Consider the following 16,946-nt stretch of genomic DNA (forward strand, 5'->3'; position numbering starts at 1 on the left):
CCCTTCGGACGCATGACGTGCCAAACTATTTCGGCCTCGACGGATTTCGCTTCGGCTGGGTCGCGGCCTGGATCGACGAGCATGGCGATCACGGCTTCGACTATTCGCCGGGCTTGTCGCGTTTGCTCGCGATGCCGCATGCGCGCGCGATGATCGACATGCCGATCGGATTAAATCCGAGCGGCTATCGTGCCTGCGATCTACAGGCGCGTGAGTTGATCGGCCCCGCCGTGTTTCTCGGTGCGCGCCGCGACCTCTGGACGTTTCCGGACATGGCCACGGCCAATCGCCACTACTGGAGGCACGAAGGCAAGGGCAGAGGCGTGTCGGCGCAGCTCTGGAATATCAGGGAGAAGATGCGAGAGGTGGACGTGATGATGACGCCGGGACGGCAAGCGACGATCGGAGAGGCGCATCTCGAATTGATCTTCTGGAATCTGGCAGGGCGAGTCCGGCTTGCGAACAAGACCTCAGCGCAGGGTCGCGAGCAGCGCATCGCGCTGCTGGCGCGACGCGGCTTCGTGCGCCTGCCGAAATGGCTCTCACAGCGACACGGCACCGGCATCGCGCGTGACGATCTCATCGATGCCTGCGCCTGTGCGGTTGCAGCGCGTGACAGCATGCAGCGCGCCGGCGGAACGGAGATCGATCCGCGCGGGCTGCGGATGGAGATCAACTATTGACGCGTTCGGTCGCGAAGTTGCGATCGGGAAAATGTGGCAATTTATTTGAAGCATTGAGGAACTGCCAGCGATCGACGTGCGTTCCCAGTGCGGATCGAACAGAGAAGCACATGCGATGAATGACGCCAGTCAGTTCGCGACCGCGATGCTCGCGCTCGTCTTCATTGGAGCATTGCTCGTCACCGGGCAGTTCTTCATCGAGCAACGCGCGCAGCGCGACATGACCTACCCAACCAGCCATTTGCTGCGTCCGCTGTAATGGCTGCCCGGCCTTGCGCCCTTCGCCGGCTCGCCTAGATTAGGCGGCGTCTCGCGAACGCAGCCGGGGTCGCCGATGTCCGATCTGTCCTCCTTTCCCATCACCAGCCGCTGGTCCGCCAGGCATCCGGAGTTGCTCCAGCTCTACTCGCTGCCGACGCCGAATGGCGTCAAGGTCTCGATCATGCTGGAGGAGATCGGGCTGCCTTACGAGGTGCATCTCGTCGATTTCGGCAAGGACGACCAGAAGACGCCGGAATTCCTCTCGCTCAACCCCAACGGCAAGATCCCTGCGATCCTCGACCCGAACGGCCCCGGTGGCAGGCCGCTGCCGTTGTTCGAGTCCGGTGCGATCCTGCAATATCTCGCGGAGAAGACCGGCAAGCTGCTGCCGCAGGATGCCGCGCGGCGCTACCAGACTCTCGCGTGGGTGCATTTCCAGATGGGCGGCATCGGGCCGATGTTCGGGCAGGTCGGCTTCTTCCACAAATTCGCGGGCAAGGATTTTGAAGACAAGCGTCCGCTCGAACGTTACGTGGACGAATCCAGGCGGCTTCTCGGCGTGATGGAGACGCATCTTGCGGGACGCCAGTGGTTCATGGATGACGACTACACCATCGCCGACGTCTCCATGCTCGGCTGGGTGCGCAATCTCATCGGGTTCTACGGCGCGGGCGATCTCGTCGAATTCAGCCGGTTCAAGTCGGTCGGTGCCTGGCTCGAGCGCGGGCTGGCACGTCCCGCCGTGCAGCGCGGGTTGAACATTCCGCGGCGGCCGGGCGGCTAGAACAGCCGGCCGCCGTTCGGCACCGGCTTGCCCGGTTGCACCAGCACGACCTTGCCGTCCGCATCGGGGAAGCCGAGCGTCAGCACCTCCGAGACGACGGGCCCGATCTGGCGCGGCGGGAAATTGACGACGGCCGCGACCTGCTGCCCCACCAGCGTCTCCAGCGGATGGTTTTCGGTGATCTGTGCCGAGCTCTTGCGCACGCCGATCGGGGCCGAAGTCGATCCACAGCCGAAAGGCCGGCTTGCGCGCCTCGGGAAACGGTTTTGCGTCGACGATGGTGCCGACGCGAATATCGACGGCGAGGAATGTGTTGAAGTCGATGGTCGGCGAAGCAGCCGCGGCGGGGTCGTGAGTGACGTGCATGGAATGTCCGTTCGGAGAATTCGGAAGGCCGGTTTGAATATTGTCGCGCGAACCGGAGTTTCGTACAACGCTGCAGCGGAAGCATCATGCATGCGCGAGGACCGTGTCTTGCCCAACATCATCTACGGCATCAAGAATTGCGACACCATGAAGAAGGCGCGCGCCTGGCTCGACGCCCATGGCGTCGCCTACGAATTCCACGACTACAAGGCGGCGGGTGTAGAGAAGGACAAGCTCAAGCAATGGAGCGACAAGCTCGGTTGGGAGACGCTGCTCAATCGCGCCGGCACCACTTTCAGGAAGCTGCCCGATGCCGACAAGGAAGGCCTCACCGAGAAGAAGGCGCTGGCGTTGATGCTAGCGCAACCATCAATGATCAAGCGGCCAGTGCTGGAAGTCGGCGGCAAGCTCCTGGTCGGCTTCAAGCCGGACATCTATGCCAAGGACGTCAGGACCAGGTGAGCCGGCGCCAAATCGCGCTGAAAGCTAGCTCAACTCGATGGTCTCGGTGGCGACGCCGGGCTGATCGGTGAACTCGACCACGTCGGCCGCGGCAATGCGGCCGGGCGCGCGATGGAAGAGGTTGTGGTCGATCACTGCGGTCAGTCTCGGGCGCGGCAGCGCGTCATTTCCGCGCATCAGATTCTTGATTTCGAAGCCGCCGTCCTCGCAGAAGGTCTTGAGCGAGGCGATGATGTGACAGACCTTGCCGTCGGTCAGGAACGGCAGCAGCAGGCGCTCATAGGCAACCACGCGGCCATAAATGTCGTCGACATCGGCGACGCTGTAGACCGGAAGCCCACGCACGACACATTCGTAATAGATGGGCATCACGAAGGGGACAAGCCGCGGCCCGATATATTCGTCCAGCAGAACGCCCTTTCCGGTATGTCCATAGGCGCGCGACATGCGTGTGCCTTCGCTTTGGATGGTCAGGCGCGGCGTCGGCGCCGAGTTGTCCACCGTGTAATAGATCAGATCGGACAGTTCTTCCTCGAGCCGCGCGGGCTGGTACTCCCAGATCGCCGGTGCCATCTGCTCGCGCGCATAAAGTCGCAGCCACGTGTTCAGGAGATCACGCTGCCTGATCGACTTGACGACGGAAGGAGCGGCGCTTGCAAATTCCAAGACAATATTCCCGGCGATAAAAACCCGGACATGATCGGGCTTGCGGGAAAATTTTCTATGAAGGCTGGCGCGCGACACGAAAGACCGTTAACGACGGCTTGATGACCGGTGCTTTGCGAACCGGGAGGCCGGGCAGGCCACATCAAATCACGTCCGACTAAGGGAGCATAAGCCTCCCGGCCGGAGACCTGATCTGCTCAGCTTTCCGCCTTGCCTAACCCCCGTCACCTCCGGCATATTCCGCGCCCGGAGGCGGCGTTCCGGGACGGGCTCCAAGGCCTCCGGAAGCCGAAGTAAACTTAAGGACAGCCACGCGCATTTTGCGGGCAGGGGGAAATCTGTTTGGCCGATGAGTTCATTCTCGAAACGGAAGGCTTGACCAAGGAGTTCGCGGGCTTCTTCGCCGTCCGGGATGTCGCGCTCAGGGTTCGCCGGGGGAGCATTCACGCGTTGATCGGCCCGAACGGGGCGGGCAAGACGACGTGCTTCAATCTCCTGACCAAGTTCCTGAAACCGTCAGCCGGGAAAATCCTGTACAAGGGGCAGGACATCACTGCGATGGCGCCCGCGGACGTGGCCCGCATGGGCCTCGTGCGTTCGTTCCAGATCTCGGCGGTGTTTCCGCATCTCACCGCGCTCGAGAACGTTCGTGTCGCGCTCCAGCGCCAGCACGGCAGCTCCTTCGATTTCTGGCGCTCCAAGTCCGTGCTCAATCGGTTCAACAGCCGCGCGCTGGACCTGTTGAACGATGTCGGCCTCAGCGAGTTTGCCAACACGCCGGCGGTCGAGATGCCCTATGGGCGCAAGCGCGCGCTGGAGATCGCAACCACGCTTGCCCTCGATCCGGAGATGATGCTGCTGGACGAGCCGATGGCCGGCATGGGCCACGAGGACATCGACAAGATCGCGGCGCTGATCAAGCGCATCTCGGCGAAGTATACCATCCTGATGGTCGAGCATAATTTGAGCGTCGTCGCCAACCTCTCCGATGTCATCACCGTGCTGACGCGCGGGCAGGTGCTTGCGCAGGGCAATTACGCCGAGCTCACCAAGGACGAGCGCGTCAAGGAAGCCTATCTGGGAGCCGGTCATGCCTGAGACTGCAACCGCGGAAGCCCCCGCCAAGGCCGCGACCGGCGGCAACATCCTTCAGGTCCGCAACCTGGAAGCCTGGTACGGCGAGTCCCACATCCTGCACGGGATCAATTTCGACGTGAACGCAGGCGAGGTCGTGACGTTGCTAGGCCGCAACGGCGCCGGCAAGACGACCACGCTGAAGTCGATCATGGGCATCATCGGCAAGCGGACCGGCTCGGTGAAGTTCAACAACCAGGAGATCATCCGCGCGACCTCCGACAAGATCGCGCGGATGGGCATCGCGTTCTGCCCTGAGGAGCGCGGAATTTTCGCCAGTCTCGATGTGCGGGAGAACTTGCTGTTGCCGCCGGTGGTTCGCCCGGGTGGATTGCCGCTCGAGCAGATCTTCGACCTGTTTCCCAACCTGAAGGAACGTCTCAACAGCCAGGGCACCAAGCTCTCCGGCGGTGAGCAGCAGATGCTCGCGATCGCGCGCATCCTGCGCACCGGCGCGAGCTTCCTGATGCTGGACGAACCGACCGAAGGTCTTGCGCCCGTCATCATCCAGCAGATCGGCCACACCATTGCGCGGCTCAAGAAAGAGGGCTTCACGATCCTCCTGGTCGAGCAGAACTTCCGCTTCGCATCCACCGTCGCCGACCGCTATTACGTGGTCGAGCACGGCAAGATCATCGACGGATTTGCCAATTCGGAGCTTGCCGCCAACATGGACAAGCTCCACACCTATCTCGGCGTCTAGGGCATGATCCGGACTAGTGTATCGGGTTTCCGAAAAGACCATGCCCAAACCAACGAACTGCCAACAAAAAAATCCAAGGAAAGTCGCATGAAGACCAGGTCGATTGCCTCATTGCTGCTGACCACCGCGCTCACCTTCGCCGCGGCAGGCGTCGCCTCCGCGCAGGACAAGACGGTCAAGATCGGCGCGCTGTCCGATCAGTCCGGCCTCTACGCCGATCTTGGCGGACCAGGCTCGACCCTGGCAGCGCAAATGGCCGTTGAGGACTCCGGTCTCGCCGCGAAGGGCTGGAAGATTGACGTCATCTCCGGCGATCACCAGAACAAGCCCGACATCGGCACCGCGATCGCGCGGCAGTGGTTCGACGTCGACAAGGTCGACGTCATCGTCGACGTGCCGAATTCCGGCGTGGCGCTCGCCGTCAACAACGTCATCAAGGAAAAGAACGGCGTCTACATCAACTCGGGCGCGGCGACCTCGGACCTCACCAACGCGCAGTGCTCGCCCAACACCGTGCACTGGACCTACGATACCTACATGCTGGCCCACACCACCGGCCAGGCGCTGGTCAAGGCCGGCGGCGATACCTGGTTCTTCCTGACCGCGGACTACGCCTTCGGCGCGGCGCTCGAGCGCGACACCACGGCCGTCATCACGGCCAATGGCGGCAAGGTGGTCGGCGGCGTCAAGCATCCGCTGAACACGCCGGACTTCTCCTCGTTCCTGCTCCAGGCGCAAGCCTCCAAGGCCAAGATCATCGGCCTTGCCAATGCCGGCGGCGACACCACCAACACGATCAAGCAGGCCGCCGAGTTCGGCATCGTCAAGGGCGGCCAGAAGCTCGCGGCGCTGCTGCTGTTCCTCACCGACATCAAGGCGATCGGCCTCGAGACCGCGCAGGGCCTCAACTTCACCGAGACCTTCTACTGGGACATGAACGACCAGACCCGCGCGTTCTCGAAGCGCTTCGCCGCGAAGATGAAGAACAGTGCGCCTCCGACCATGGTGCAGGCCGGCGTCTATGCGGGCGTGCGCCACTATCTCAAGGCGCTGGAGGCGCTCGGCGGCAATCCCCGTGACGGCGTCAAGGTCGTGGAGAAGATGAAGTCGATGCCGACCGAGGACGATCTGTTCGGCAAGGGCGAGATCCAGCCCAACGGCCGCACCATCCACAGCGCCTATCTGTTCGAAGTGAAGAAGCCCTCCGAGTCCAAGGGCCCGTGGGACTTCTACAAGCTGGTCGGCTCGGTGCCGGGCGACCAGGCCTTCACGCCGCTGTCCCAGAGCAAGTGCGCGCTGTTGAAGAAGTAACGTAACCGCCCGCAGGCCTCGAGGCCTGCGGGCGACTTTCAGGGAACGCCGAAGGACCGGGTGCGAGATCGATGCAGGCTCTTTACGCTCAGCTACTGGTGGGACTGATCAACGGCTCGTTCTACGCGCTGCTCAGTCTCGGCCTTGCCGTGATCTTCGGCATGCTCAACATCATCAATTTCGCCCATGGCGCGCTCTACATGATGGGCGCCTTCGTCGCCTATTTTCTGCTCAGCCTCGGCGGGATCAACTACTGGTGGGCGCTACTGCTGGCGCCGATCATCGTCGGCATCTTCGGCATGATCCTGGAGCGGACCATGCTGCAATGGCTCACCGGGCTCGACCATCTCTACGGCCTGCTCCTGACCTTCGGCATCGCGCTGATCGTGCAGGGCGTGTTCCAGAACTATTTCGGCTCCTCCGGTTTGCCCTATGCCATTCCGGACCAGCTCAAGGGCGGCATGAATCTCGGCTTCATGTTTCTGCCGGTCTATCGCGGCTGGGTGGTCGTGTTCTCGCTGGTGGTGTGTATCGCCACCTGGTTCCTGATCGAAAAGACGCGGCTTGGCGCTTACCTGCGCGCCGCCACTGAAAACCCGACGCTGGTGCGCGCCTTCGGCATCAACGTGCCGCGCATGATCACGCTGACCTACGGTCTCGGCGTCGGCCTTGCCGCGCTCGCCGGCGTGCTCTCGGCGCCGATCAATCAGGTACGGCCGCTGATGGGCGCCGACCTCATCATCGTGGTGTTCGCGGTGGTGGTGATCGGCGGCATGGGATCGATCATGGGCTCGATCATCACCGGCTTCGCGCTCGGCGTGATCGAGGGCCTGACCAAATATTTCTACCCCGAGGCGTCCAACACCGTCGTGTTCGTGCTGATGGTGCTGGTGCTCTTGGTGAAGCCAACGGGATTGACGGGAAGGGCGGCCTGATATGACAGTCTTGACGGACGACACGCTGCCGGTGACGCCGCGCGCCATTCGCGACGAGATGATCGTATTCGCAGTGATGGCACTGCTGCTGGCTTCGGTGCCATTCAGCGGCCTCTACCCGTTCTTCGTGATGCAGGCGCTGTGCTTCGCGCTGCTCGCCTGTGCCTTCAATCTGCTGATCGGTTATGGCGGCCTGCTGTCGTTCGGCCACGCGATGTTCCTGGGCACGGCCGGCTATTGCAGCGCGCATGCGCTGAAGGTGTGGGCACTGCCGCCGGAGCTCGGCATCCTCGTCGGCATCGCCGCAGCCTTCGTGCTCTCGCTCGTCACCGGCTATATCTCGATCCGCCGCCAGGGCATCTATTTCTCCATGATCACGCTGGCGCTGTCGCAGCTGCTCTACTTCATCTACCTCCAGGCCCCCTTCACCCATGGCGAGGACGGCATCCAGGGCATCCCGCAGGGGCACATGTTCGGCGTGTTCGATCTGTCCAAGCCGACCGTGCTCTACTATGTCGTGCTGGTCGGCTTCCTCGCCGGTTTCCTGCTGATCTACCGCATCATCAACTCGCCTTTCGGCGAAGTCCTGAAGGCGATCCGCGAGAACGAGCCGCGGGCGATCTCGCTCGGCTATCGCACTGACCAGTACAAGTTCCTGGCGTTCGTGCTCTCGGGCACGCTGGCCGGCTTTGCCGGCGCGCTGAAAGTGTTCGTGGCGCAGAACGCCTCGCTCACCGACGTGCACTGGTCGATGTCCGGCGAGGTCGTGCTGATGACGCTGGTCGGCGGTCTCGGCACCATCTTCGGCCCCGTGATCGGCGCCTTCGCGATCATCGCCATGCAGCAATATCTGGCGGGGTTTGGCCAGTGGGTGACGGTGATCCAGGGCTCGATCTTCGTGATCTGCGTGCTTACTTTCCGCCGCGGCGTCATCGGCGAAATCGCGCATTACTTCCGGCGGTCGCTCTAAACCATTGATATCACACCAAGTTTTATGGCGCGATAATCCGGTGGATGATCCGGCTCCGCGGGCGTGAGATGACACGCGCGCGGGCTGAAAATGGTCTATGACAGTTTTGTGACGGCCCGTTCGGGCCGGGCCATGTCCAACCGGTAGCCTATCCCATGATGCGATGGTTTCGCGCCTTCCTGCCCAAGGAGGAACGCTTCTTCGACCTGTTCGACCGCCATGCCCAGACCGTGATCCAGGGCTCGATCGCGCTTCAAGGCATGCTCAACGGGGGAGAGGAGACGCCGGTCTTTTGCCAGCGCGTCAACCAGTTCGAGAACGACGCCGACAACATCACCCGCGAAGTGCTGACGGCGGTGCGCCGTACCTTCATCACTCCGTTCGACCGCGGTGACATCAAGAATCTCATCACCTCGATGGATGATGCCATCGACCAGATGCAGCAGACCGCCAAGGCGGTGATGCTGTTCGAGGTCCGCACCTTCGAGGCGCCGATGCGCGAGATCGGCGGCCTTCTGATCGAATGCGCCAATCTGGTCGGCCGTGCGCTGCCGCTGATGCAGTCGATCGGCCCGAACGTCGCGATGCTGACCGCGATCACGGAAGAACTTGGCAAGCTGGAGGGGCGGGTCGACGACCTCCACGACATCGGGCTGAAGGAGCTGTTCCTCAAGCATCGCGACGGCAATGCGATGCATTTCATCGTCGGCGCCGAAATCTACGACCACCTCGAAAAGGTGGCCGACCGCTTCGACGACGTCGCAAATGAGATCAACAGCATCGTCATCGAGCAAGTTTAGCGCATGATCCGGAAAGGCGTGCAGCGGTTTTCCTTCGCGACAAACGCGGTACGCGTTTGCGCGGAGATCATGCGCAAGCTTTAAAGCAGGAGCCGCGCCGTGGATGCTGCGTTGGGTCTTCCCGTCCTGGTCGGATTGATCGCCGTCGCGCTGCTGTTCGACTTCCTGAACGGCCTGCACGACGCCGCCAATTCGATCGCGACCATCGTCTCCACCCGCGTGCTGCGGCCGCAATTCGCGGTGTTCTGGGCCGCTTTCTTCAATTTCATCGCCTTCATGGTGTTCGGCCTGCATGTCGCCCAGACCATCGGCACCGGCATCATCGATCCCTCGATCGTCGACGCCCAGGTGATCTTTGCGGCCCTGGTCGGCGCCATCGTCTGGAACCTCGTGACCTGGGCGCTCGGCATCCCGTCCTCGTCCTCGCATGCGTTGATCGGCGGGCTGGTCGGTGGCGGCATGGCCAAGGCGGGGATTTCGGCGGCGGTGTGGAGCGGCCTGTCCAAGACTGTGCTGGCGATCGTGCTGTCGCCGCTGGTCGGTTTCCTGCTCGCGATGATGCTGGTGGCGATCGTGTCCTGGCTCTCGGTGCGCTCGACGCCGTTCGCGGTCGACCGCGCCTTCCGAATCCTGCAATTCGCTTCCGCCTCGCTCTATTCGCTCGGCCACGGCGGCAACGACGCGCAGAAGACCAAGGGCATCATCGCCGTGCTGCTGTATTCGCAAGGGCATCTCGGCAGCGAATTCTCGGTGCCGTTCTGGGTCGTGCTGTCCTGCCAGGCGGCGATGGCGCTGGGCACGCTGATGGGCGGCTGGCGTATCGTCCGCACCATGGGCCTGCGCATCACGAAGCTGACGCCAATGCAGGGCTTTTGCGCCGAGACCGGCGGCGCCGCGACCTTGTTCATGGCGACCTTCCTCGGCGTGCCCGTCTCGACCACCCACACCATCACCGGCGCCATCATCGGCGTCGGTGCGGCCCGCCGTGTCTCGGCGGTACGCTGGAACGTTGCAAGCTCGATCGTCTATGCCTGGGTGATCACGATCCCGGCTTCGGCCATCGTCGCGGCGCTGACCTGGTGGGCGGTCCAGATATTCGTCAGGTAACGAATTTCAGCCCTGCGATGCCGGCGACGATCAGCCCGATGCTGGCAAGGCGAAACGCGGTGGCGGGCTCGCCGAACAGGATGATGCCCAGCGTCGCGGTGCCGACCGCACCGATGCCCGTCCAGACCGCATAGGCGGTTCCGACGGGCAACGATTTGAGTGCAAGTCCGAGCAGGATGACGCTGCCGGCCATGGCCGCGAGGGTGACGACGGACGGAACAAGCCTGGTAAAACCCTCGGTGTATTTCAGGCCGATCGCCCAGGTGATCTCGAGAAGACCGGCGACGAACAGGATGCTCCAGGCCACGGCGGCCCTCCGTTCAAGGCAGGGGCGTCCCCGCGGCAGATGATTTGTGAAAAGGAGGGCCGTCCCTCCCCAAAGGGCGATATGGGGCTGGCCAGAAGGCTCCGCAATCACCAGATCAGGCTTGATCAGGCCCATTTTCCCTGCCAAACGCTCCCGCCATGTCCGACATTGTCACATCAGCCGAATCGCCGGCCCGTTCCCCGCTTGCCGCTGAAGTGGCGCGGCGGCGGACCTTTGCGATCATCTCGCATCCGGACGCCGGCAAGACCACGCTGACCGAGAAACTGCTGCTGTTCGGCGGCGCCATCAACCTGGCCGGTCAGGTCAAGGCCAAGGGCGAGCGGCGCAACACGCGCTCGGATTGGATGAAGATCGAGCGGGAGCGCGGCATTTCCGTCGTGACCTCGGTCATGACCTTCGAGTTCGAGGGGCTGGTGTTCAATCTCCTGGACACGCCGGGCCACGAGGACTTTTCGGAGGACACCTATCGCACGCTGACGGCGGTGGACTCCGCGGTCATGGTGATCGACGCGGCCAAGGGCATCGAGGCGCGCACCCGGAAGCTGTTCGAGGTTTGCCGCCTGCGCGACATTCCGATCATCACCTTCATCAACAAGATGGACCGCGAAAGTCGCGACGTCTTCGAGCTGCTCGACGAGATCGAGAAGACGCTGGCGCTCGACACCACGCCGATGACCTGGCCGGTCGGCCGCGGCCGCGATTTCCTCGGCACCTATGACGTCGTCAATGGCGGCGTGCGCCTGCTCGAAGGCGGCGGCGCCAAAACCGGCGCGGCGCAACAGATCGAGATTGCCGAACTCGGCAAGCTCAACGCCAATCTCGACGTCTCCGCCGTAAAGGACGAGCTCGACCTCGTCACCGAAGCGTCGAAACCGTTCGAGCTCGCCGCGTTTCGCGAGGGCCATCTGACGCCGGTCTATTTCGGCAGCGCGCTACGCAATTTCGGCGTTGGCGATCTCCTCGAAGGCCTCGGCAAGTTCGCGCCCGAGCCACGCGCGCAGGAGAGCGACCAGCGCAAGGTCGAGGCCACCGATCCGCGCATGAGCGCCTTCGTGTTCAAGATCCAGGCGAATATGGATCCGAACCACCGCGACCGCATCGCCTTTGCGCGGCTCTGCTCCGGCAAGCTCAGCCGCGGCATGAAGGCCAAGCTGGTGCGCACCGGCAAGAGCATGCCGCTGTCGAGCCCGCAATTCTTCTTCGCGCAGGACCGCTCGGTCGCGGATGAAGCCTTTGCCGGCGACGTCGTCGGCATTCCCAATCACGGCACGCTGCGGATCGGGGACACGCTGACCGAGGGCGAGGATTTCAACTTCGTCGGCGTGCCGAGCTTCGCGCCGGAAATCGTCCGCCGCGTGCGTCTCACCGACGCGATGAAGGCCAAGAAGCTGAAGGAAGCGCTGCAGCAGATGTCGGAAGAGGGCGTGGTGCAGGTGTTCCGCCCGCGCGACGGCGCACCGGCGCTGGTCGGCGTCGTCGGCGCGCTCCAGCTCGACGTGCTGAAGGCGCGGCTGGAGGCGGAATATTCACTGCCGGTCGAATTCGAGGTCAGCGAGTTCCAGCTCGCGCGCTGGGTCTCGTCCGAAGATCGCAAGAAGCTCGACACCTTCATCGCCGCCAACACCTCCAGCATTGCGGACGATGTTGACGGCGATCCCGTCTATCTCGCCCGGAACGAGTTCTATCTCGGCTACGCCAGGGAACGCGCCGAGGGTATCGAGTTCACCAACGTCAAGGACGTCAAGAAGAAGGGGTAGGGTGAACGCGCGCTGCGCGTGCATCTACATCCTCCGCCGTCATGCCCCGGCTTGACCGGGGCATCCAGTACGCCGCGGCCTCTCGGCTCAACAATTACCGGCTCTGGAATACTGGGTCGTCCGGTCAAGCCGGACGAGGACACCGTGTTTGAGCGCGAGCATGTGAACGCGCACGGACTTGACGCGCTGTTTGGCGATGCCACGTTTATTCAGGTGGCATTGCGAGTTCGCATCATGTGGCGCGGCATCCTCGTTTTTCTTCTGCTGGCGATCTCGACTGTTGCCGCTGACGCGCAACGCCGCCAGATCAATCCGATCCCGTTTGCGCATGAGCCGTGCAGCGTGCTCGACGATCGTCCGTGCACGCCGTCTTATTGTAGCCCGCTCGAGCCCGGCCCCTGCATTCCCGAGATCGACTATCCCTACGGCCAGAACCTCCAGCTCACAATCCAGAGCGTCCCGTCCGAGGCCGATCGCGCCAAATATCAAAAACCCGGTCACGATCTCGATACGATCGGTGATCTCTTCGCCGAACTGCGCACCTGCTGGTCGCCGCCGACGGACAACGCCAGCGCGGGCATGCAGATCGCGGTGCGCTTCAGCTTCAACAAGGCGGGTGGCCTGATCGGCCCGCCGCGCTTGACCTATGCGACGGCAGGTGTGCCCGCCGATACCCGGACCACCTATCTCAATGCGATCAATTCATCGCTGAACGCCTGCCTGCCGCTGAAATTCACCAGCGGCCTCGGCGGTGCTTTGGCCGGTCGACCGATCGCGATCCGCTATGTCGATAATCGGCAATTGGGCAAGTAACGCAACTCCATCCCCTCATCCTGAGGAGCGCGTTCTTCACGCGCGTCTCGAAGGATGAAGGCCGCGATGTCGCACCAGCCGCGCCTTCATGGTTCGAGACGGCGTTTTGCGCCTCCTCACCATGAGGCGGGAGAGTTGCGACCGGCGGCCAATCGATGATACGCCATGGGCGGGGCTGCTTTAGGGGGAGGATGTCGTGGGCCTGCTGGTGATGATCCTGGGGCTGGTGCTGTTCTTCGCGGCCCATGTTTTCACAACGAAACGCGACGCGCGCGCGCAAGCGATCGCAAGGCTCGGCGAGGGGACCTACAAGATCCTCTATTCGCTGGTCTCGCTGGCGGGGCTCGCGCTGATCATCTGGGGCTATGCCCATTACCGCAGCTCCGGCTGGATCGATGTCTGGTATCCGCCGAAGGCGATGAAGCATATCACGCTCGTGCTGATGCTGCCCGCCATCATCCTGGTAGTCGCGTCATATCTGCGCGGCCGCATCTATGCGACATTGAAGCATCCGATGCTGGCCGGGATCAAGCTGTGGGCCGCCGCGCATCTGCTCGCCAATGGCGATCTCGGCTCCATCATCCTGTTCGGCTCGTTCCTGGGCTGGGCGGTGTATGATCGCATTACGCTCAAGCGGCGCACCGATGGCGGTGGTCCGCCGATTCCGGTGGGTGGCGTGACCAACGATCTGATCGCGGTCGCGGTCGGCACCGTTGCCTACCTGGCACTGGCCTTTGCGTTCCATCCCGTCGTGATCGGTGTTCCCGTTATAGGAGTTTAGCTCGAGCCGGTCAGCGCAAGACAGGACCGCGCACCCATGCGCGGAAATGACAAAAGCAACAAACTCAGGGCATTCCGATGGACTGGTCGCAATCTCAGATCCCGCCGATGCGGCTCGAGGCGCGCTTTGGCGATCGGGTGGTACCGGCGTTTGCGGACCGTCCCAAAAATATCTGGGAGATGGTCACAAGCGCTGCGGCGCGAAATCCGGAGGGTGATGCACTCATCTGCGGCGAGTGGCGTTTGCGTTGGCGTGACGTTGTGCCCCAGGCGGCGCAAGTTTCCGCGGGGTTGCGCGAAAAGGGGCTGCGGCGTGGGGACCGTATCGCGCTCTTGCTCGGGAACCGCATTGAATTCGTGTTGTCAATGCTCGCTGCGGCTCAGCTTGGGCTAGTGACGGTGCTGCTATCGACGCGACAACAGAAACCTGAAATCGCCTATATGCTGGCCGATTGTGGCGCGAAGCTCTTGCTTTTCGAAGCGGCGCTTGCCGATCGGCTGCCCGATGCCGGTGAGGTGCCAGATCTGATACATCGGATCGCTGTGGACGACGATATTGCGCTTTCGGACCTTGCCAAGCTCGCAGATTTGGCGCCGCTGGAAGAGGCCTGCGACGTGAATGAAGAGGACACCGCGATGATCCTCTACACCTCGGGCACCACGGGCAAGCCGAAGGGCGCGATGCTGGCTCATTGCAACATCGTCCATTCCTCGATGGTGTTCGCGTCCTGCCTGCAATTGACGTCAGCCGACCGTTCGATCGCGGCCGTGCCGCTCGGCCATGTCACCGGCGTCGTCGCCAACATCACGACCATGATCCGCTGCGGCGGCGCGCTCATCATCATGCCGGAATTCAAGGCTTCCGATTATCTCAAGCTCGCCGCGCGCGAGCGCGTCACCTACACGGTGATGGTGCCGGCGATGTATAATCTCTGCCTGCTCCAGCCGGATTTCGACAGCTACGATCTGTCGAGCTGGCGCATCGGCGGTTTTGGTGGCGCGCCGATGCCGGTCGCGACCATCGAACGGCTCAAGGCGTCGCTTCCCGGCCTGAAGCTCGCGAATTGTTACGGCGCGACCGAGACGACATCGCCGTCGACGATCATGCCGGGCGAGCTGACCGCGAGCCATATCGACAGCGTCGGCCTGCCGTGTCCCGGCGCACGCATCGTCGCGATGGGGGCTCACGGGCGCGAGTTGCCGCATGGCGAGATCGGCGAGCTCTGGATCCAGAGCGCCTCCGTCATCAAGGGCTATTGGAACAATCCGAAGGCCACGGCCGAGAGTTTCACTGCCGGATTCTGGCATTCCGGCGATCTCGGCTCGGTCGATGCGGAGGGGTTTGTCCGCGTGTTCGACCGGCAGAAGGACATGATCAATCGCGGCGGCCTGAAGGTTTACTCTGCCGAAGTCGAATCCGTGCTGGCCGGCCATCCTGCCGTGGTCGAGAGCGCGATCATCGCCAAGGCATGCCCGGTGCTGGGCGAGCGCGTCCACGCCGTAGTCGTGACGCGCGCACCGGTCTCTGGCGAGGCGCTGCGGGCCTGGTGCGCGGAGCGACTGTCCGACTACAAGGTCCCCGAGACTATGGCGATCGCCGCCGAGCCGTTGCCGCGCAACGCCAACGGCAAGGTGCTGAAGCGACAACTGCGGGAGCTGCTGGGAAGCTGAGCCGGGCGGGCGGTCTCCGGGCTCACCCGGGTGGTTAACGCCTTGATCGGGCTCGCTTTGCCTTGCCACCGCCATATCGTTAGGGTACCTCGCCGCCACGTGGGGACGGGATTCCTGACGCGACTGCTTTGGCGCGCGCACCCGGACGGGCATGGGATTAGCATAAGTGTCTGAATTATTTGACGAAGTCGACGAGGAAGTACGTCGCGAACAGCTCAAGAAGCTGTGGGACAAGTATTCGATATTCTTCATCGCCCTGATGGTGCTGGTCGTGGCCGCCGTGGGCGGCTGGCGCGGCTACCAATATCTGGAGGGCAAGAAGGCCGCCGAGGCCGGCGCCGCCTTCGAGAAGGCCGCCGAGCTGTCCGACCAGGACAAGCACGCGGAGGCCGAGGCCGCCTTCATCGAGCTCGCGGCCAAGGCTCCCTCGGGTTATCGCACCCTGGCACGGCTGCGTGCCGCAGCCGAGGCGTCGCCCCGCGATCCCAAGGCGGCCGCCAAGATGTTTGACGATATCGCCACTGACCGCAGTGTCGGCGGCGAGTGGCAGGATCTGGCGAAGATCCGCGCCGCCGGCTTGCTGGTCGACAGCGCGTCCTATGCCGACATGCAGCAGCGGCTGGAGCCATCCGCCGCGCCCAAATCCACCTTCCGCCACAGCGCCCGCGAAATGCTGGCACTGTCGGCCTGGCGCAACAACGACATGACCGCAGCCCGCAAATGGCTCGACGCGATTGCCGAGGACGGCGAAACACCGCCGGGCCTGCGTTCGCGCGCCGAGGCGCTTGCGGCCTTGCTGCCGCCCGTCGCCAAAAGCTGACGGTCCCGAGAGCTGAGACGAGACAACGATATGCGCCGCACGCCACGCTTGATCGCAGCCGCCGTCCTGATCGCCTTCACGAGCGTCCTGGGCGGCTGCTCCAGCTTCGATCCAAGCGACATGCTCGACTTCCTCGACACCAAGAAGAAGCTGCCTGGCGACCGCAAGCCGGTCTTCCCCGAGGGCGTTCCCGGCCTCGAGCAGGGCGTGCCGCGGGACATGTACAAGGGCGCAGCACAGCAGCCGCCGGATCCGAACGCACCCGCCGTCGCGGCTCTGCCGCCACCCGAGGCCAAACCGGTCACGGGTGCCAAGGCGAAGAAGAGCAGGCAGTCCGCCGCAGCGCCGGCCGAGGCGCCCCCCGGCGAGGTCGATGGCGAGGCTCAGCCGGAGGCGGCACCGCCCGCGGCCACCCCGCCGCCCAAGCAGAAGATCGTCCGCCGGCGCACCACCGCGCCGCCGCCGGACCAGCCGGTTCAGCAGGCCCAACCGACCCAGACCACCCAGCAGCAGTCGCAGGGCGCGTTCCCGGCGCCGCTGCCGAGCGGCGGTTTCTCGCGCTGATATTTTTCACTGCATTGACAGACGCGGCTCC

Annotated in this window: 19 protein-coding genes and 1 pseudogene; 17 read left to right on the top strand and 3 right to left on the bottom strand. The window is 63.5% G+C overall.

Annotation, left to right across the window (positions count from 1 at the left end; all coding sequences use genetic code 11):
• The first annotated feature begins 17 nt into the window (after positions 1-17).
• From QSV46_RS10740 to QSV46_RS10750, 3 genes are all read left to right on the top strand, one after another.
• Positions 18-683: a DUF429 domain-containing protein gene (locus QSV46_RS10740; RefSeq protein WP_314950068.1), complete on the top strand. Its 666-nt coding sequence runs from the start codon at positions 18-20 to the stop codon at positions 681-683.
• 115 nt (positions 684-798) lie between these two features.
• Positions 799-942, top strand: coding sequence for a hypothetical protein (locus QSV46_RS10745; RefSeq protein ID WP_314950069.1), 144 nt, complete (start codon positions 799-801; stop codon positions 940-942).
• A gap of 75 nt (positions 943-1,017) precedes the next feature.
• On the top strand, positions 1,018-1,728 hold the full coding sequence (locus tag QSV46_RS10750) for a glutathione S-transferase family protein (RefSeq protein ID WP_314950072.1): 711 nt from the start codon (positions 1,018-1,020) through the stop codon (positions 1,726-1,728).
• Here QSV46_RS10750 and QSV46_RS10755 read toward each other — a convergent pair.
• Positions 1,725-2,094, bottom strand: a pseudogene (locus QSV46_RS10755) (tRNA-binding protein). The gene QSV46_RS10750 and the pseudogene QSV46_RS10755 overlap by 4 nt on opposite strands.
• A gap of 108 nt (positions 2,095-2,202) precedes the next feature.
• On the opposite strand from QSV46_RS10755, the gene QSV46_RS10760 reads away from it, so the two are divergent.
• Positions 2,203-2,556, top strand: coding sequence for an ArsC family reductase (locus tag QSV46_RS10760; protein ID WP_314950934.1), 354 nt, complete (start codon positions 2,203-2,205; stop codon positions 2,554-2,556).
• Positions 2,557-2,580: 24 nt separating this feature from the next.
• On the opposite strand, the gene QSV46_RS10765 is transcribed toward QSV46_RS10760, so the two are convergent.
• Entirely contained in the window at positions 2,581-3,222 is a 642-nt protein-coding gene (locus tag QSV46_RS10765) for a hypothetical protein (protein WP_314950074.1), read from the bottom strand.
• Between the two features lie 342 nt (positions 3,223-3,564).
• Here QSV46_RS10765 and QSV46_RS10770 point away from each other — a divergent pair, with 342 nt between their 5' ends.
• The 7 genes from QSV46_RS10770 (at position 3,565) to QSV46_RS10800 (ending at position 10,182) form a co-directional block, all read left to right on the top strand.
• Positions 3,565-4,320 (top strand): ABC transporter ATP-binding protein, encoded by a 756-nt coding sequence (locus QSV46_RS10770; protein ID WP_314950076.1) that lies wholly within the window; start codon positions 3,565-3,567, stop codon positions 4,318-4,320.
• Complete coding sequence (locus QSV46_RS10775) at positions 4,313-5,059, top strand: ABC transporter ATP-binding protein (RefSeq protein WP_314950078.1); 747 nt, start codon at positions 4,313-4,315, stop codon at positions 5,057-5,059. Before QSV46_RS10770 ends, QSV46_RS10775 begins: the two co-directional genes overlap by 8 nt.
• A gap of 87 nt (positions 5,060-5,146) precedes the next feature.
• The gene (locus tag QSV46_RS10780; protein ID WP_314950081.1) at positions 5,147-6,370 is read left to right on the top strand and encodes an ABC transporter substrate-binding protein; all 1,224 of its coding nucleotides are present in this window, start codon (positions 5,147-5,149) and stop codon (positions 6,368-6,370) included.
• 71 nt (positions 6,371-6,441) lie between these two features.
• Complete coding sequence (locus QSV46_RS10785) at positions 6,442-7,305, top strand: branched-chain amino acid ABC transporter permease (protein WP_314950083.1); 864 nt, start codon at positions 6,442-6,444, stop codon at positions 7,303-7,305.
• Between the two features lies 1 nt (position 7,306).
• Positions 7,307-8,275 carry a branched-chain amino acid ABC transporter permease gene (locus QSV46_RS10790; protein ID WP_314950084.1) on the top strand — a complete coding sequence of 323 codons (969 nt, stop codon included), beginning with the start codon at positions 7,307-7,309 and terminating at the stop codon, positions 8,273-8,275.
• A 155-nt stretch (positions 8,276-8,430) separates the two neighbouring features.
• Positions 8,431-9,075, top strand: coding sequence for a DUF47 domain-containing protein (locus QSV46_RS10795; RefSeq protein ID WP_314950086.1), 645 nt, complete (start codon positions 8,431-8,433; stop codon positions 9,073-9,075).
• A gap of 99 nt (positions 9,076-9,174) precedes the next feature.
• Positions 9,175-10,182 carry an anion permease gene (locus tag QSV46_RS10800; protein ID WP_314950087.1) on the top strand — a complete coding sequence of 336 codons (1,008 nt, stop codon included), beginning with the start codon at positions 9,175-9,177 and terminating at the stop codon, positions 10,180-10,182.
• Here QSV46_RS10800 and sugE read toward each other — a convergent pair.
• Positions 10,175-10,489: a quaternary ammonium compound efflux SMR transporter SugE gene (sugE, locus tag QSV46_RS10805; RefSeq protein WP_314950088.1), complete on the bottom strand. Its 315-nt coding sequence runs from the start codon at positions 10,487-10,489 to the stop codon at positions 10,175-10,177. The genes QSV46_RS10800 and sugE overlap by 8 nt on opposite strands.
• Positions 10,490-10,647: 158 nt before the next feature.
• Between sugE and QSV46_RS10810 the strand changes: the two genes are divergently transcribed.
• From QSV46_RS10810 to QSV46_RS10835, 6 genes are all read left to right on the top strand, one after another.
• The gene (locus QSV46_RS10810) at positions 10,648-12,267 is read left to right on the top strand and encodes a peptide chain release factor 3 (protein ID WP_314950089.1); all 1,620 of its coding nucleotides are present in this window, start codon (positions 10,648-10,650) and stop codon (positions 12,265-12,267) included.
• Between the two features lie 234 nt (positions 12,268-12,501).
• Entirely contained in the window at positions 12,502-13,080 is a 579-nt protein-coding gene (locus tag QSV46_RS10815; RefSeq protein WP_314950936.1) for a hypothetical protein, read from the top strand.
• A gap of 196 nt (positions 13,081-13,276) precedes the next feature.
• Positions 13,277-13,861 (top strand): NnrU family protein, encoded by a 585-nt coding sequence (locus tag QSV46_RS10820; RefSeq protein ID WP_314950090.1) that lies wholly within the window; start codon positions 13,277-13,279, stop codon positions 13,859-13,861.
• A gap of 77 nt (positions 13,862-13,938) precedes the next feature.
• The gene (locus QSV46_RS10825; RefSeq protein WP_314950091.1) at positions 13,939-15,531 is read left to right on the top strand and encodes a class I adenylate-forming enzyme family protein; all 1,593 of its coding nucleotides are present in this window, start codon (positions 13,939-13,941) and stop codon (positions 15,529-15,531) included.
• A gap of 166 nt (positions 15,532-15,697) precedes the next feature.
• Positions 15,698-16,351, top strand: coding sequence for a tetratricopeptide repeat protein (locus QSV46_RS10830; protein WP_314950092.1), 654 nt, complete (start codon positions 15,698-15,700; stop codon positions 16,349-16,351).
• Between the two features lie 30 nt (positions 16,352-16,381).
• Positions 16,382-16,915 carry a hypothetical protein gene (locus QSV46_RS10835; protein WP_314950093.1) on the top strand — a complete coding sequence of 178 codons (534 nt, stop codon included), beginning with the start codon at positions 16,382-16,384 and terminating at the stop codon, positions 16,913-16,915.
• The last annotated feature ends 31 nt before the right edge of the window (positions 16,916-16,946 follow it).

It is taken from the genome of Bradyrhizobium cosmicum (assembly GCF_032290525.1).
Classification (GTDB): Bacteria; Pseudomonadota; Alphaproteobacteria; order Rhizobiales; family Xanthobacteraceae; genus Bradyrhizobium; species Bradyrhizobium cosmicum_A.

What these genes read in the sequence shown, in the direction of transcription:
- QSV46_RS10825 (WP_314950091.1), top strand. Translation starts at nt 13,939, where the DNA reads ATGGACTGGTCGCAATCTCAGATCCCGCCGATGCGGCTCGAGGCGCGC.
- QSV46_RS10750 (WP_314950072.1), top strand. Translation starts at nt 1,018, where the DNA reads ATGTCCGATCTGTCCTCCTTTCCCATCACCAGCCGCTGGTCCGCCAGG.
- QSV46_RS10785 (WP_314950083.1), top strand. Translation starts at nt 6,442, where the DNA reads ATGCAGGCTCTTTACGCTCAGCTACTGGTGGGACTGATCAACGGCTCG.
- QSV46_RS10815 (WP_314950936.1), top strand. Translation starts at nt 12,502, where the DNA reads ATGTGGCGCGGCATCCTCGTTTTTCTTCTGCTGGCGATCTCGACTGTT.
- QSV46_RS10745 (WP_314950069.1), top strand. Translation starts at nt 799, where the DNA reads ATGAATGACGCCAGTCAGTTCGCGACCGCGATGCTCGCGCTCGTCTTC.
- QSV46_RS10810 (WP_314950089.1), top strand. Translation starts at nt 10,648, where the DNA reads ATGTCCGACATTGTCACATCAGCCGAATCGCCGGCCCGTTCCCCGCTT.
- QSV46_RS10790 (WP_314950084.1), top strand. Translation starts at nt 7,307, where the DNA reads ATGACAGTCTTGACGGACGACACGCTGCCGGTGACGCCGCGCGCCATT.
- QSV46_RS10775 (WP_314950078.1), top strand. Translation starts at nt 4,313, where the DNA reads ATGCCTGAGACTGCAACCGCGGAAGCCCCCGCCAAGGCCGCGACCGGC.
- QSV46_RS10780 (WP_314950081.1), top strand. Translation starts at nt 5,147, where the DNA reads ATGAAGACCAGGTCGATTGCCTCATTGCTGCTGACCACCGCGCTCACC.
- QSV46_RS10835 (WP_314950093.1), top strand. Translation starts at nt 16,382, where the DNA reads ATGCGCCGCACGCCACGCTTGATCGCAGCCGCCGTCCTGATCGCCTTC.
- QSV46_RS10795 (WP_314950086.1), top strand. Translation starts at nt 8,431, where the DNA reads ATGATGCGATGGTTTCGCGCCTTCCTGCCCAAGGAGGAACGCTTCTTC.